The organism is Cupriavidus sp. FW306-01-F10A, assembly GCF_058782785.1.
The window spans coordinates 108,040-123,510 of sequence record NZ_JBYSYA010000017.1; the positions used below are offsets into that span (position 1 = coordinate 108,040).

At 67.5% G+C, this 15,471-nt stretch carries 13 protein-coding genes; 8 read left to right on the top strand and 5 right to left on the bottom strand.

The genetic code is table 11. The features are described 5' to 3' along the window. The first annotated feature begins 24 nt into the window (after nt 1–24). Nucleotides 25–849 carry an IclR family transcriptional regulator gene (locus tag AC3WLF_RS22570; RefSeq protein WP_010810310.1) on the top strand — a complete coding sequence of 275 codons (825 nt, stop codon included), beginning with the start codon at nt 25–27 and terminating at the stop codon, nt 847–849. Nucleotides 850–852: 3 nt separating this feature from the next. Then, complete coding sequence (locus AC3WLF_RS22575; RefSeq protein ID WP_492319463.1) at nt 853–1,491, top strand: uracil-DNA glycosylase family protein; 639 nt, start codon at nt 853–855, stop codon at nt 1,489–1,491. A 43-nt stretch (nt 1,492–1,534) separates the two neighbouring features. On the opposite strand, the gene AC3WLF_RS22580 is transcribed toward AC3WLF_RS22575, so the two are convergent. The 3 genes from AC3WLF_RS22580 to AC3WLF_RS22590 are packed head-to-tail and all read right to left on the bottom strand — an operon-like array spanning nt 1,535 to nt 5,075. Then, on the bottom strand, nt 1,535–2,527 hold the full coding sequence (locus AC3WLF_RS22580; protein ID WP_492319462.1) for a tripartite tricarboxylate transporter substrate-binding protein: 993 nt from the start codon (nt 2,525–2,527) through the stop codon (nt 1,535–1,537). A gap of 32 nt (nt 2,528–2,559) precedes the next feature. Then, the gene (locus tag AC3WLF_RS22585) at nt 2,560–4,059 is read right to left on the bottom strand and encodes a M81 family metallopeptidase (protein WP_492319461.1); all 1,500 of its coding nucleotides are present in this window, start codon (nt 4,057–4,059) and stop codon (nt 2,560–2,562) included. A 26-nt stretch (nt 4,060–4,085) separates the two neighbouring features. Continuing rightward, nucleotides 4,086–5,075: a Bug family tripartite tricarboxylate transporter substrate binding protein gene (locus tag AC3WLF_RS22590; protein ID WP_492351379.1), complete on the bottom strand. Its 990-nt coding sequence runs from the start codon at nt 5,073–5,075 to the stop codon at nt 4,086–4,088. A gap of 135 nt (nt 5,076–5,210) precedes the next feature. Between AC3WLF_RS22590 and AC3WLF_RS22595 the strand changes: the two genes are divergently transcribed. Beyond that, nucleotides 5,211–6,254, top strand: a complete 1,044-nt coding sequence (locus tag AC3WLF_RS22595) for a LysR family transcriptional regulator (RefSeq protein WP_492351380.1) — start codon at nt 5,211–5,213, stop codon at nt 6,252–6,254. An 18-nt stretch (nt 6,255–6,272) separates the two neighbouring features. Here the strand turns inward: AC3WLF_RS22595 and AC3WLF_RS22600 are convergent, their stop codons facing one another. After that, entirely contained in the window at nt 6,273–7,097 is an 825-nt protein-coding gene (locus AC3WLF_RS22600) for an IclR family transcriptional regulator (RefSeq protein WP_492319458.1), read from the bottom strand. Nucleotides 7,098–7,228: 131 nt separating this feature from the next. Between AC3WLF_RS22600 and AC3WLF_RS22605 the strand changes: the two genes are divergently transcribed. The 3 genes from AC3WLF_RS22605 to AC3WLF_RS22615 all read left to right on the top strand — a co-directional run bounded on the left by AC3WLF_RS22605 (nt 7,229) and on the right by AC3WLF_RS22615 (nt 11,136). Next, entirely contained in the window at nt 7,229–8,884 is a 1,656-nt protein-coding gene (locus AC3WLF_RS22605; RefSeq protein ID WP_492358869.1) for a GMC family oxidoreductase, read from the top strand. Nucleotides 8,885–9,013: 129 nt separating this feature from the next. After that, nucleotides 9,014–10,342, top strand: coding sequence for an MFS transporter (locus AC3WLF_RS22610; protein WP_492319456.1), 1,329 nt, complete (start codon nt 9,014–9,016; stop codon nt 10,340–10,342). A 68-nt stretch (nt 10,343–10,410) separates the two neighbouring features. Then, nucleotides 10,411–11,136, top strand: coding sequence for a GntR family transcriptional regulator (locus AC3WLF_RS22615; protein WP_492340417.1), 726 nt, complete (start codon nt 10,411–10,413; stop codon nt 11,134–11,136). 20 nt (nt 11,137–11,156) lie between these two features. Here AC3WLF_RS22615 and AC3WLF_RS22620 read toward each other — a convergent pair whose 3' ends face one another. Beyond that, nucleotides 11,157–11,825, bottom strand: coding sequence for an alpha/beta hydrolase (locus tag AC3WLF_RS22620; protein WP_492319454.1), 669 nt, complete (start codon nt 11,823–11,825; stop codon nt 11,157–11,159). A gap of 445 nt (nt 11,826–12,270) precedes the next feature. Here AC3WLF_RS22620 and AC3WLF_RS22625 point away from each other — a divergent pair, with 445 nt between their 5' ends. Together AC3WLF_RS22625 and AC3WLF_RS22630 are read left to right on the top strand one after the other, a co-directional pair. Continuing rightward, on the top strand, nt 12,271–14,736 hold the full coding sequence (locus AC3WLF_RS22625) for a DUF3772 domain-containing protein (protein ID WP_492319453.1): 2,466 nt from the start codon (nt 12,271–12,273) through the stop codon (nt 14,734–14,736). Between the two features lie 121 nt (nt 14,737–14,857). Next, a complete protein-coding gene (locus AC3WLF_RS22630; protein ID WP_492319452.1) occupies nt 14,858–15,223 on the top strand; it encodes a mechanosensitive ion channel protein MscS in 366 nt (121 codons plus the stop codon). Nucleotides 15,224–15,471 lie beyond the last annotated feature (248 nt).

A 15,471-nucleotide genomic window follows, 5' to 3' on the forward strand; every position in this document is an offset into this window, starting at 1 on the left:
TGACAAGGACGAGCAGGAGGTTGTGTGGATTCAGGTAATGAAGGCAACGGGCTGCGCACAAGGCGCGAGCGTTCGTCCCTGTTCGTCGGTTCGGTGGAAAAGGCCTTCCAGGTGCTGGAAGCCTTCCACGGCCCGGACCGCCGCCTGATGTCGATGGCGGAGATCGCACGGGCGGCCGATCTCGACCGCAGCGCCACCCAGCGGCTGGTGCACACCCTGGAACAGCTGGGCTACATCCGGCGCCTGCCCGATTCGGCGATGTATGGGCTTGCGCCGAAGGCACTGGGCCTGTCGTACAACTACCTGCGCTCCAACGACCTGGTCGAGCGCGCATCGCCCTACCTGCTCGATATCAGCCGCACGCTGGGGGAAACCGCCAACCTGCAGGAACTCGACGGGCACGAGATCGTGTTCCTGGCCCGCTTCCCCGGGCAGCACCTGATCAACGTCGATTTCGGGGTCGGGTACCGGCTCCCGGCCGTGTACACCGCGTCCGGGATTGCGATCCTGTCGAAGCTGCCCGAAGCGCAGCGCCTGGAGGTGGTGCGGGCGACCGCACTGAACCCCATCACGCCGTTCACTGAAACCGACCCCGACAAGCTGATGACGGCGATCCGCGAGGCCGGTGAACGCGGCTATGCCGTGGCCATGAACCAGACCGTGGTCGGCGACATCTCCGTCGCAGCAGCAATCACCGACCACCGCGGCCTGCCGGTGGGCGCCATCAATATCTCCGTCCCGTCCACGCGCTGGACGCTGGAGACCGCCCAGGCCAAGCTGGCCCCGCATGTGCAAGTGGCGGCCATGTCGATCTCGCAGGCAAAGCGGATGAGTTTCCAGACGGCATGAGCTATGCGGAAATCCAAGCCAACGCCTGAGGGAAGCCAACGCTCCTCGCTCGATACCCTGCTGACCGAAGTACGGGCTTGCCGCGCCTGTGCGCCACACCTGCCGCTCGGCCCGCGCCCGATCGTGCGCGTCGGGGCCGAGGCGCGCATCCTGATCGTCGGCCAGGCGCCGGGGATACGCGTGCATGAAACCGGCATCCCCTGGAACGATGCAAGCGGCGAGCGCCTGCGGCAGTGGCTTGGGGTCGATACCGCCACCTTCCTCGACGAATCGCAGTTCGCGATCATCCCGATGGGGTTCTGCTATCCCGGACGCGGCAAGAGCGGCGACAACCCGCCGCGCCGCGAATGCGCGCCACTGTGGCTCGACCGGCTGCTGGCGGAACTGCCGTCGATCGAGCTGACCTTGCTGGTCGGCCAGTACGCGCAGCGCCATTTCCTCGGGGCGCGCCGCAAGCCGACGCTGACCGAGACCGTCAGGGCATGGAAGGACTACGCGCCCGGCTTCGTGCCGTTGCCGCATCCGTCACCGCGCAACCAGCCGTGGTTCAAGCAGCATCCCTGGTTTGAGGGCGAAGTGCTGCCGATGCTGCGCGAGCGGGTCGGGCAGCTGTTGCGGCACAGCCCTGTGCAGACAGGGTAGGCAGCAAGCGATACCCGCGCCACCCCCGCCTGGACGGCCGGCCTCATTCGCTGGCCGTAAAGCCCGAGGCCGCGACCACCGGGCCCCACTGCGTGCGCTGCGCCTGGATGAGCTTGCGCAGGGCATCCCCCGGCTTGCCGTTCATCTCCATGCCCAGCGCCGACATCTTGTCGCGCACCACGGGATCCTTGATGGCGTCGAGCAGCGCCTTCTCGATCCTCGCTACCGCAGCCGGCGGCGTCCCCGCCGGCACAAAGGCCGAGTACCAGCCGGACGCCGCCTCGAAACCCGGCGCGGCCGCCTCCGCCAGCGTTGGCACATCAGGCAGCAGTGCCGACCGGCGGGTCCCGGTGACGCCGAGGAAACGGATCTTGCCCGCCCGGTACAGCTCCATCTGGCCCCCCACCGCATCGATACCCAGCGGCAGCGTGCCGCCGATCTCATCGGTCAGCATCATGACGGCGCCGCGATAGGCAGTGGGCAGCAACGGCACGCCAATCGACTTGCTGAGCGACAGCACGCCGAAATGAATGCTGCCGCCGAGCGTGACCAGCCCGACGCCGCCCTTGTCCGGGTTGCGCTTCACCCATGCCAGGTATTCCGGCATGGTCCGATAGGGCTGGTTGACGCTGGCGGACGCCACCAGCGGCACATCGGCCAGGTAGGCGACCGGAACCAGGTCCTTGTCGGGGTCATAGGCCAGGCGCTTGTAGGTCAGCGGAAAGATGGTGAACGGCGGCGCGGGCGAGATCAGCACCGTCTTGCCGTCCGGCGGCGCGCGTTTGACGTTCTCCAGTGCCAGCCGCGCCGATGCGCCGGGGCGGTTCTCGACCAGGACGGGCGTGTCGAGCGAAACACGCAGCTTTTCAGCAAGCGTGCGCGCGAAGATGTCCAGCGCGCCACCGGCCGCGAAGCCGACGACGATGCGCACGGGCGCGTCGCCGCTGGCGGGGGCAGCCTTGGCAGGAACGGCATTGGCACCCAGGGCCAATGCCAGCGCGGCGGCCAGCCGTCGCAAGGGGGTCGAATAGGTCATACGGTCACTCCGGTTGACGGCGGCGGATGCGCTCAGGCAGCCTCGAGCACGGTATGTGCTTCCAGCGGATAGATCGGCCGGCGCAGGTTGCGGAACGGGAACTGGCTGTAGTCAGAGCTGCAGACTCCGGGGCCGGCCACCAGCACGATCTCGCTGGCGATCGGCTCGAACCCGGCGCGGAAGTGCTGGCGCGACTTGATCAGGATGTATCTGCGGCGCGACAAGTCGATGCCTGCGTGCGTGAACACGCCGGTATCGAACGGCTCCTGCGGCTTCTCGCAGATCACGACCAGCGTGCCGGCGACATCCAGCACCACGGTGCGGCCCAGGCTCAGCTTCATGCCTGTGAACATCGGGCCGGTGACCTGGTAGTTGCCGTCGGTAATGCACTGCACCCGGCCGCTCAGCCGCAGCGGACGGCCCTTCAGGTCCAGCGCGGGCATGTCGGTCTTGCCGCCCACATCCAGCGTGACGGACTGCCCGACGCCGGCGGCAATCAGTTCCGCCACGGCGCCCGGGTCCCAGAACGGCCCGGCGACCACGCCTTCGAGCTCCTGGCGCAGGACTTCGCCCAGCACCGTCATTTCATCCGTCGGCCCGCCTGCGCCGCAGTTATCGCCATGGTCGACCAGCACGACCGGGCCCTGCGTGAGCGTCTTGGCGCGCGCGATGGATTCCTCCATCGGCTCGATCGGAAAAACAAAATCAGCCCGGCGTTCCCACGCCATGCCGCAGAGCTCGTCGAGCAGGCGCCGCCCTGCGTCGACCCTGGCGGCATCCGCCACGATCACCACGGCCAGTCCGGTATGCGGGATATCGGCAAGCGGAAAGCCACCGAACACCGAGGCGTTGAGCACCTCGCCATCGCGCTCGGCCGCCATCGCACGCTCCATGATGTCCTTCATGGGTTGCGCGCGCGGGGTCTGGCGCAGCATGTGGGTGAGCATCGGCAGCGTGCGCCACAACAGGACCGGGCGGGCCTCGCCTCGCAGCGCCGCCATCAGGGTACGGGCGGCGCGTGCGCCGGTCTCGTACACGTCCACGTGGGGATAGGTGCAGTAGCCGGCGATCACGGTCGCATTGTCAACCAGCGCAACGCTGAAGTTGGCGTGGAAATCCAGCGATACCGCGATCGGCACCTCGGGCGCGGCGGCACGGATGCGTGCCAGCAGTTCGCCTTCGGCATCCGGATAGCCCTCGGCCACCATGGCGCCGTGCAGGTCCAGCATCACGGCATCGCAGCCCGCGCGCACCGCCTCGACAATGCTGGCCGCCATCGACTCGAATGCCTGTGCGGTCACCATGCCACTGGGCACCGCGCTCGCCATCAGGGGCATCACGAACTCGTCGCCCTGGCGGCGTACCAGGTCGATGAACGCGGCCGCGGCACTGTTGGTGCCCTGGCACGCACGCACCGCGTCGTCGCCGTAGAGCGGGCCAGCGGTGCTGCCGCGGTTGAACGCGCTCAATGGCGTGGTAATCGGCGAAAAGGTATTGGTTTCATGCCGCATCAGGGCAATGACAAAACGCATGGACTGGCTCCGACAGCGTGAAGGGTTCAGTTGGATTCGAGATCGACCGCGCGCGCAATGGCGCCGTAGCGGATCGTTTCCGCCTGCAGGAAGCGGCGGGCCTGCTCGGGGGTGGAAAGGACCGGCTCATAGGCAAGCGTCTGCAGGCGCGCGGCAAAGTCCGCTTCCTGAACGCTGGCCTTCACTTCCTTGTAGAGCCGGTCGATGACCGGAGCCGGCGTGCCCGCCTTGACCACCAGCGCCAGGTTGCCGCGTACCTGCAGCGCATCCGTGCCGCCCGCCTTCTGCGTTTCGAGGCCGGGAAACTGCGTGACGGGCTCCGCCTGCAGCGTGGCCAGGGGCCTGGCCTTGCCATCCTGGACGTAATTGACCGAAGAGCCGATCACATCGACATGCGCATAGGTCTGGCCGCCGATCAGGTCCGCCATGGCCGGCGGCGAGCCGCGGTATGGAACGATGGTGAAATCCAGGCCATTGCGGCGCTTCCAGTCGGCCAGGCCGAGGTGCGCAGCCCCCGCGACGACGTTGATGCTGATCGACACCTTGCCGGGGTTGCGCTGGATATGCGTCTTCAGCTCGCCCAGCGTCATCTCCTTGCGGTCGGCGCGCGTGATGATCCAGTGCGGCACGGTGCTGACGATGGTCACCGGCGTCAGGTCGGTCTCGGGGCGATAGCGCAGGCCCTTGATCGTGAACGGATTGATACTGAGCGTGCCGTCGCTGGCCAGCAGCAGCGTATTGCCGTCGGCCTTCTCCTTGAGCACCGACGACACGCCCGGCACGGTCGCGCCGCCGGCGATGTTCTCCACCACCACCGGCTGCCCCAGCCGCTGTTCCAGCTTGCGCGCGAGCGTGCGGCCGATGATGTCGTAGGAACCGCCGGCCGGGAACGGCACCACCAGGCGCAGCGGCCGGTCGGGCCACGCAGGTGCGGCAGTTGCGCAAGTGGCTGCGAGCAAGGCTGCGCCGGCAAGCATGCCGCGCATGATCGAGCGCAAATGGCTCATGGCTTCCATGGGTCTCCTCCTGAGGTCTGATTGCCTCGTGATGGCTTGGAATGAATCAGGTGATGCGCCGACTATATGGGATCGGTTCCGATACCAAAAGCGAATAAAAATCGCTGTTTGTTGAGCAAATGGTTAACTTATAGAATGAGCCACCCGGCCCTGCCGATCGTCGCCTGCCCCATGCCCGCCGAAGCCTTCGCCCATACCCTGCTTGGCCGCCTCAAGCTGCGCCACCTGCGCATCATGCTGGCGCTGAGCGAGATGCCAACCGCCGCAGCCGTCGCCGCGCGCTTTCATGTCAGCCCCGCCGCGGTGTCCAAGACCCTGGCCGAGATCGAAGACATCGTGGGCATGCCGCTGTTCGAGCGCGGCCGCCGCGGCCTGCACCTGGCCGAGCCCGGACGGGAGATGGCAGCCCATGCGGCGGTCTTGCTGGCGCAGCTCGAACGGCTCGCCGAATCGCTGCAGGCAGTGCGCGCCGGCAGCCAGGGGGCGTTGCGCATCGCGTTCCGGACGATGTCGGTGCAGCCCTTCCTGGCGCGGGCGATGAGCGACTTCTACCGTGACCATCCGCGCGTGGAGATCAGCGTGATCGAAGGCGGCATCGGCGAACTGGCGGATCAACTGGTGGATGGCTCGCTGGACCTGCTGTTCGCCTATGACGATCCGCGCCTGTCGCTACCCGCGCTGCGCACGGCACCGGTAGTCCCGGCACAGAAGGTGGTGATCGTCGCCAGCCTGGACCATCCGCTGCTCACGCGCCGCAAGCTGGCGGCGCAGGAACTGTCCGGGCAGCAATGGTGCATTCCGGTGGCCGGCTCGCGCATGCTTCACCTGCTGCACACGGCGTTTCATACCCTTGGGGCGCCGGCGCCCTCGCTGGGCATCCGCACCAGCGATGTGGCCGCCACGGCCAGCTTGTTGCAGGCGGGTCATTTCCTCGCGGTGTTCCCCGAGCGCATTGCCGCGCAGCTCGCCCTGGCCAAGGTGGCGAGAGTGCTTCGCTTCGAACTCGGCAGCCGCGTGGAGCCGGTGGTCGCGGTCTGGAACGGCGAACTCACGCCACGCACGCCGGCGCGCCTGTTTCGCGAGCTCGTCATGCGCCGGGCCGGCGAGACCGTCACGGCCGAGCCGGTGCCGTTGCTGGCCGCGCGCGCGGTGGCGGCGGCTGGCGTTCGCAAGCGCTGAGCGGGAAGCCGGCCCGGCTCAGTGCCCGCACAGCACCGCAGCCATCTCCCTGGCCGCGCCCTGCAGCGTCGGCACCGCCTGCAGCAGCGCCTCAAGCGATGCCCGCGCCGTCGGCGCATGACAGGCAATCGCGGCCACCACCCGGCCTGAACCCTCGCCATCCGGCTCGCGCACCGGCACTGCCACCGCGCACATGCCGCGCACGAATTCCTCATGGTCCACGCCGATGCCGCGCGCGCCCAGCCGGTCCAGCTCGGTATTGAGTCCCGGCACATCGGACAGCGTGCGCGGCGTGTGCGGGGCCAGGTCCAGGCGCCTGAGCATCTGCTGGCGTTCCAGCCGGTTCATGGCTGACAGGAACAGCTTGCCGCTGGCGGTGCAGTGCAGCGGCACGTGGATGCCGGGCGACAACTGCAGGCGCAGTGGCTCGTGCGTCTCGACGCGCTCCACATAGAGGACCCGGTCGCCGTCGAGCGCGGTGAGATTGCAGGTCTCGCCCAGGCTCGCCACCAGCCTGGCCAGGATGGCGCGGCACTCGCGCAGCATCGGCGGGCTCCTGAGGGTCTGCAGTGCCAGCGACGCGGCGCCCGGGCCGGGCACATAGCCGCGCTCGGCCGGCATGCGGACCACGAAGCCGGTGCGCTCCATGGCGGCCAGCAGGCGCATCAGTGTCGCCTTGGGCACATGCAACCGCTGCGAAAGCTGGGACAGCGTTTGCGGGTGCTGCGCCCTGGCCAGGCTGGACAGCACCATCAGCACGCGCAGGCTGCGTGCATCGTCCTCCACCGTCCCGTCCTCTGCTGCAGTGCGATTCTGAAACGGGAATTGCACGTTCTGTTTCACAACCGGCGTCTCCTCGCGATTGAGCTTTCCATTCCGGTTTTGAAAAATAAAATCCGGAACAGAACGTTTCAGATTATAGATCGAAGCCGGGTGGCTACGTGCCTGCCGGCCAGAAAAAGGAGACAGCGACGATGTCGCAAACCGTTGACTACATCGTGGTAGGCGCCGGCTCGGCCGGGTGCGTGCTGGCCAACCGGCTCAGCGAAGACGGCCGCTATTCGGTCTGCCTGCTGGAGGCCGGCCCGCCCGACCGCTACCCGTGGATCCATATCCCGATCGGCTATGGCAAGACCATGTTCCACAAGGAAGTGAATTGGGGCTTCTATACGGATCCCGATCCCAACATGCTCAATCGCCGCATCTACTGGCCGCGCGGCCGCACGCTGGGCGGCAGCAGCGCCATCAATGGCCTGATCTACGTGCGCGGCCAGCGCGAGGACTATGACCACTGGGAGACGCTGGGCAATCCTGGCTGGGGCTGGGACAACTGTCTGCCCTACTTCCGCAAGCTCGAGAACAACGACCTTGGCGCCGGCCCCACGCGCGGCACCGACGGCCCGCTGAACGCGACCTCGATCGACCGGCAGCATCCGCTGGTCGATGCCTTCATCGGCGCCGGCCAGGCGCTGGGCCTGCCGCGCAAGACCGACTTCAACGGTGGCGACCAGGAGGGCGTGGGCTATTACCAGCTCACCACCCGCAACGGCTGGCGCTGCTCGACCGCGGTGGCCTACCTGCGTCCGGCGCGCGGGCGCACGAACCTGCGCGTCGAGACCGATGCCCACACCACCGGGATCCTGTTCGAAGGCAAGCGTGCCGTGGGCGTGCGCTACACCCAGCATGGCCAGCCCTATATCCTGCGGGCGCGGCGCGAGGTGATCCTGTGCGCGGGCGCGCTGCAGTCGCCGCAGTTGCTGCAGCTGTCGGGCATCGGCCCGGCGCCGTTGCTGCAGGATCTGGGCGTACCGGTAGTGCATGCCCTGCCGGGCGTGGGCGAGAACCTGCAGGACCATCTGCAGGTGCGGCTGATCTACGAGGTGGCCAAGCCGATCACCACCAACGACCAGCTGCGCTCGCTGACGGGCAAGGCGCGCATGGGCCTGGAATGGCTGCTGATGCGCAAGGGGCCGCTGGCGATCGGCATCAACCAGGGCGCGATGTTCTGCCGCGCCTTGCCGCAGGAAAGCGCCACGCCGGATACGCAGTTCCATTTCTCGACCCTGTCCGCCGACATGGCCGGCGGCATGGTGCATCCCTTCTCCGGCTGCACCTATTCGGTATGCCAGCTGCGGCCCGAGTCGCGCGGCACGGTGCGGATCCGCTCGACCGATCCGTATGAGCCGCCGTCGATGCAGCCCAACTACCTGTCGGCCGAGCTGGACCGGCGCTGCACCGTGGCAGCGGTACGCTACGCCCGGCGCGTGGCGCAGACCGAACCGATGCGCGGCCTGATGAAACGCGAGTTCCGGCCGGGCGACGAGGTGCGCAGCGACGACGAGATCCTGCATTTCTGCCGCGAGTACGGTGCCACCATCTTCCATCCGTCGGGCACCGCGAAAATGGGGCCCGCCGCCGATCCACTGGCGGTGGTCGATGCGCGCCTGCGCGTGCATGGCGTGGGCGGGCTGCGCGTGGTGGACTGCTCGGTGATGCCCACGCTGGTCTCGGGCAACACCAACGTGCCGGTGGTGATGATGGCCGAGCGCGCGGCCGACTTCATCCGCGAAGACGCACGGCGGGAAATGCATCCCGTCGATGTGGCGACCCCGATGGCAGCAGCCGCCTGAGCGGCTTGCGCCAGTCCTGATTGCGAACAACCAAGGCCAGGCATCCATAACAAGGCCAAACCCTGCAGTGCATCCGGCGTCCATAACCATCCTTCCAGAGGACGCCGCCCATCACCTGAGGAGACAAGCATGACAAGCCCCAACGAACAGGCGATCCGCAAGGTCGCGCTGGCGTCCGTAATCGGCGCCACCATCGAGTGGTATGACTTCTTCCTGTACGGCGTGGTCGCCGGCCTGGTCTTCAACAAGCTGTACTTCCCCGGCAATGACCCGCTGGTGGCCACCATGCTGGCCTACACCACCTTTGCGGTGGGCTTTGTCACGCGGCCGCTGGGCGGCGTGATCTTCGGGCACTTCGGCGACAAGGTCGGCCGCAAGAGCATGCTGGTGATCACGCTGATGATCATGGGCGTGTCCACCTTCCTGATCGGGCTGGTGCCGACCTACGACAGCATCGGCATCCTCGCGCCGATCCTGTTGCTGCTGCTGCGCGTGCTGCAGGGCATCGGCCTGGGTGGCGAATGGGGCGGCGCGGTGCTGATGGCCTATGAGTACGCACCGCCGGGCAAACGGGGCTTCTATGCGTCGCTGCCGCAGATCGGGCTGGCGATCGGACTGTGCCTGGCATCCGGCGTGGTGGCGCTGCTGTCGCTGACCCTGACCGATGCGCAATTCCTGGCGTGGGGCTGGCGCGTGGCCTTCCTGATCTCGGCGGGAATGGTGTTCGTGGGCATGTATATCCGCCTCAACGTCAAGGAGACGCCTGAATTCGCCGTGATCAAGCAGCGCAATGCCGAGACCCGGATTCCCTTTGTCGACATGATGCGGCGCTACCCGGGCAATATCCTCAAGGGCATGGGCGCGCGCTATATCGACGGGGTCTTCTTCAACATCTTCGGCGTGTTCTCGATCACCTACCTGACCCAGACCATCAATATCAGCCGGACTGAAGCACTGGTCGGCGTGATGGCGGCGGCCATTGCGATGTGCTTCTTCATTCCGTTCTTCGGCCACCTGTCCGACCGCATCGGCCGCACCCGCGTGTATTTCTGGGGCTCGCTGATCACGGCCCTGTCCGCCTTCCCGGCGTTCTGGCTGATGCTGAACAGCGGCGGCAGCACCATGCTGCTGTGGCTCTCCATCGTGGTGCCGTTCGGCATCCTCTACGCCGCGGTCTACGGCCCGGAAGCGGCGCTGTTCTGCGAGCTGTTCGATGCCAGGGTGCGATACACCGGGATCTCGTTCGTCTACCAGTTCTCGGGGATCTTCGCCTCCGGCATCACGCCCATCATCGCCACGGCACTGCTCAAGTCGGGCGGCGGCAAGCCCTGGCAGATCTGCGCCTACGTGGCCTTTGCTGGGGTTGTGTCGGCGTTGTCGGTGGCGCTGATCGGGCGGGGCGAAGGCTCACAGGCGCCGCGCGAAAACGGCATGCCGCTGCGCGGTCCGGCGCGCTAGGCTCGGAGGGGGCCGCCGCCCGCCGGCAATGTCTTAGAATGGCGCAACGCCAATGACAGGGACATTGCATGCAAACTCCGGACGGCACCGGTGCGGCCGCCGCCCCGCTCCTGCCCAGGGTCGTGCGCCAGCGGCTGCACGACACCGTGGTCGACCACCTGCGCAACTTTATCGTCGAGGGGGTGCTGCCGCCGGGCATGAAGCTCAATGAGCGCGAGCTGTGTGAAACGCTGGGCATCTCGCGCACTCCGCTGCGCGAGGCGCTGAAGGTGCTGGCCGCCGAGGGGCTGATCGAGATCTCGCCCAACCGCGGCGCGAGCGTGTCACGGATGAGCGAGGCCGAGGCCTGGGAAGCCTTCGAGCTGATGAGCGGCCTGGAGGCCTTTGCCGGGGAACTGGCCTGCGAGCGCATCACGCCGCCGGAGCTGGCCGAGATCAAGGCGCTGCACTACGCCATGCTGGCCTGCCGCGCGCAGAACGACCTGCCCGGCTACTACGCCCGCAACCAGGAGATCCACGACCGCATCGCCGGGGCCGCGCGCAACCAGACGCTGCAGCAGACCTACCTGACGCTCAACCGGCGGCTCAAGGCGATGCGTTTCCGCTCCAACCACCAGACCGACAAATGGGACCGCGCCGTGCACGATCACGAAGAGATGATCCGCGCGCTGGAAGCCCGCGACGGCAAGCGGCTGGCGGCCATCCTGCGCCAGCACTTGCTGGAGAAGCGCGCCGCGCTGATGCAGATCCATCCCGACCCGATCGGCGGCGCACCGGCGATGCCGAACGCCTGAGGCCTGGCGCCCTTAAGCCATCAGGCGGCCGCCCCCGCATCGGGACGATCCAGGTAGCCGCCGACGATACGGACCAGCAGCGGCAGCTTGCCGGTAAAGAAGTGGTCCGCCCCCGGCACCACTACCACGGGCAGCCCCTGCGGGCGCGCCCAGTCGAACAGCGCGCCGAGTTCCGCGCGCTCGTCACGCTCGCCGTGGACCACCAGGCAATCGGCGGGAACGGCCGGCGTGTCATAGCTGCGGTGCGCCTTGACGGTGCCGTAAGGCGTGCCGGCAAGCACCAGGTGGCGGATCGGCACGGACTGCGCCGCCAGCGTGGCGGCGACATGGGCCATGACGAACGCACCAAAGGAAAAGCCGGCCAGTGCCAGCGGCAGGCCGGGATGGGCCTCGCGCAGATGGGCGACCACGGCGAGCATGTCCTGCGCCTCGCCGCTGCCCTGGTCATGCTGCCCCGCGGACCCCTCGACCCCGCGGAAATTCGGCCGCACGGTCAGGAAGCCGCGTGCCACCAGCGCCTTGGCCAACTGGTGCGGCACCTTGTGCGTGGCCGAGCCGCCCAGCAGCGGATGCGGATGCGCGACCACGGCGATGCCTCGCAGCGCGCCGGCGGGACGATCGACCAACATTTCAATCTGCCCGGCCCCGCCGCCGAGCTGCGCCTTTTCCGTGCCTGACGGAACAGCCATGCCATCTCCTGGTAATGAAATGGGCCGCCTGCGGCCCGAAGACCGTGATGGTAATGCGATTCCCGCAGACCACGCGCCACCGCGCGCGTATCCGTATCAAAATGTCACCCAGTGCGCTATCCGACACAAGGAACGGCTGGGTGGCGTATCCGCTTTCGTATAATCTCGCGAACCGCGGCAAGGCCGTTTTTCGTGTCCTCTGGTCCCGCCGCCATCGGTCAGCACGTCCCGTGTCCCGCACACCGGCCTGCCAGGCAGCCCGCCGCGCTTCGTGCCCTGACCAGACTTCGCCGAAGGGAGCGCCAGCGAGCGGCCCCCTTCCCGTGTTCATTGCCGGTGCTCCGGCCGTTCCCGCATCCCATCGCCGCCGCATCCGACGCGTGCCAGCGCGATGCCGTTGCCGATGCCGGAGCCGCCGCAAGTCACCATCCGACGAGATTCCGCCATGAGCAAAGTTTCACGGCTCGCACTGGGCCTTGCGCTCGCTGCGCTATGCCACCTGATGCCGGCCACGCTGCCCGCCGCACTGGCCGCCCCGGCATCAGAAGCAGCTTCCGAGGCCGGCGCCCAGCAGGCGCCCGCCATCAGCCACGGCGAGGCCGCCGCCGAACTCAAGCGCCTGCAGACCGAGCAGGACCGCATCAAGCAGCAGGCCTCCGACCCGGATGGCAACACCAGGCTGCATGAACTCGAAGAAACGCTGCAGAAGCTCGATGCCGACGTCGACAAGCTGTCTTCGGCGCTGACCCCGCAGCGGGCGCAGCTGCAGGCGCAGCTGGACGTGCTGGGTCCGCCACCGGCGGCCGGCACCACCAAGGAAGCGCCGGCGGTGGTCAGGCAGCGCGCCGAACTGAATGCGCGCCGTGCCCAGCTTGACGCACAACTCAAGCAGGCAGGCGAGAGCAAGGCGAACATCGCCAACCTGAGCGACCAGCTGGCGCGGCTGCAGCGCGGCCAGATGAAGGACCAGCTCGCGCTGCGCTCCGAGAGCATCCTGAACCCGCAGTTCTGGAAGCCGCTGGTCAGCCCGACACAGGAAGACCAGGCGCGCCTGGCCTCCTTCACCGACCAGGTGGTGCCGATGGCACAACTGGCCTGGCAGCCGTCACAGCGCGCCGCCACCATCGCCTTGCTGTTGCTGGCCCTGGCGGTATGGACCCTGGGCCGACGCCTGGCGGAACGGGCACTGGCGTGGTTCTGCCTGCACAAGCTGCCGGAGACGCGCCTGCGCCGCAGCGCCCTGGCACTGGCCACCACGCTGGCCACCGTGTGCACCACCGGGCTGGCGGTGCAATTGGTCTACAACGCCTTCACGCGCAGCTATGAACTGCCGCCGGACCTGGTCGAGCTGTACGGCCAGTTGCTCAAGCTGACGCTGACCAGCGCGCTGATCGCGGGCCTGGGGCGCGCGCTGCTGTGCACGCGCCATCCCTCCTGGCGCCTGCCGGCGCTGGCCGATCCGGTGGCGCTGGCGATGAAGCCGTTCCCCGCCGTGCTGGCCGGCCTGTTGCTGCTGGCCGGTACGCTCGAGCAGCTGAACCGCATTGCCGATACCAGCGTGCAGGTCACGCTGCTGGGGCGCGGGCTGGTCTCGCTGGTGGTGGTGCTGACCATCGGCGCCGCGCTGCTGCGCGCCAACCGCGTGCGCAACCTGCTGGCGGCCGCCGGCGAGCGGCCCGAGGCGCGCGCCACGCTGGCGGGCATGATCCACGCCGGCGTGTCGGTCATCGTGCTGGTGTCGGTGGTGGCGCTGCTGGCCGGCTACATCAGCTTTGCGCGCTTCCTGACCTACGAGCTGGTCTGGTTCGACATCGTGCTGTGCAGCCTGTACCTGCTGACCCAGGTCACGCGCGACGTCTGCGAAAGCCTGCTCTCGACCAACTACGCCAGCGGCCGTGTCATCAAGCAGCTGTTCGGCGTGGACGATTCGCACCTGGAGCAGGCCTCCACCATCCTGTCAGGCATCGGCGCCAGCGTGCTGCTGCTGGTGGCGGTGCTGGCGCTGCTGACCGGCGGCTTCGGCACCACACCCGCGGACCTGCTCAACAGCCTGGTAATGGTGCTGGGCGGCGAGAAGCTGCACAGTCTCAACATCATGCCCGACCGCATCCTGAATGCGCTGATCGCTCTCGGAGTCGGCATCTGGCTGCTGCGCTCGGTGCGGCGCTGGCTCGATGGGGAACTGCTGCCCAAGGTCTGCAAGGAGCCGGGCCTGCGCGCCTCGCTGATCACGCTGTACAGCAATGTCGGCTACGTGTTGCTGGTGCTGCTGGTGCTGTCGCTGCTGGGCGTGCGCTGGGACAACCTGGCGTGGATCGTCAGCGCACTGTCGGTGGGTATCGGCTTCGGCCTGCAGGAGATCGTGAAGAACTTCGTCTCCGGCCTGATCCTGCTGACCGAGCGGCCGGTCAAGGTGGGCGACATGGTCAGCATTGCCGGCGTGGAGGGCGATATCCGCCGCATCAACGTGCGCGCCACCGAGATCCAGCTGGGCGACCGCTCCACCGTGATCGTGCCCAACTCGCAGTTGATCTCGCAGAACCTGCGCAACGTGACCATGAGCAACAGCACCCAGGGGGTGGCGTCGCTGCAACTTACCTTCCCGCTGAATACCGACCCCGAACAGCTGCGCGACCTGCTGCTGGACGTCTACCGCGAGAACGAGAGCATCCTGGACGTACCGGCACCCTCGGTCATGTTCAGCCAGCTGGCGCCCAACGGCATCACGCTGTCGGTGACGGGCTATGTCGGCAGCCCGCGCATCGCCGCCAACACGCGCAGCGACCTGTTGTTCGAAATCCTCAAGCGCCTGCGCGCCGCGGACATCTCGCTGTCGGTGCCGCAATCGCTGCGGCTGGAGAACATGCCGCCATTCGGGCAGGAGCCAGAGCGCGCGCTGGCCGCCGGCTGACCGGCACCGGCATTAAAGCAGCCGTTACAACCCTAACAAGTCGCCAGCCGCGCCGAAACACCTTGAGGGGCGCTTTGCGTGCATCATGAATGCACACAAGCTGCATCAGAAGGAGTCCGATATGCGCCCCTCCACCCGAACCGTTTCAGCGGTTGCCCTGAGCGTGGCGCTGGTGGCAGCCGGCCCGGCGTCGGCGCGCGGCCGCCACCACCACGGCGGCGGCTCGAATGCCGGAGCAGTGCTGGCGGTCGGCGCGCTGGTCGGCCTGGCCTTTGGCGCGGCCCTGGCCTCGGCGCCGGTCATGGCGGCCCCGGCCCCTGTCACCTACGCCCCGGCTCCGGTGCCATACGCGCCGGCTCCCGTCTCATACGCACCGCCGGCAGCGCCGCCAGGCTATTGCTACCGCGACTACGACCGTGCCTACGTGCCTTGCGGTCCGCAGCCGTCGGGATATTACGAACAGCAGCAGCCGTATTACGGTTATTGAACAAGGCGGTCGTGCAAAAAAGAAGGGTTCTTCGCCGAATAGCGGGGTGTGATTTTTGGGCTTTGGCACCGCGGTTGGGTGTCGTGCTTGACTAGCGTGGGCTGTTTCGCCGGCGTAGCCGGCGACTTACTCTTTTGTCCAAGCGACAAAAGAGTAAGCAGAAAAACGCGTCGCCTGAGTAACCGTCTTCAAAGTCAAGTTCGGTGAAGCGATTTGTCCCAAGGAGTGCTGGTTCTGACCATGGCGTT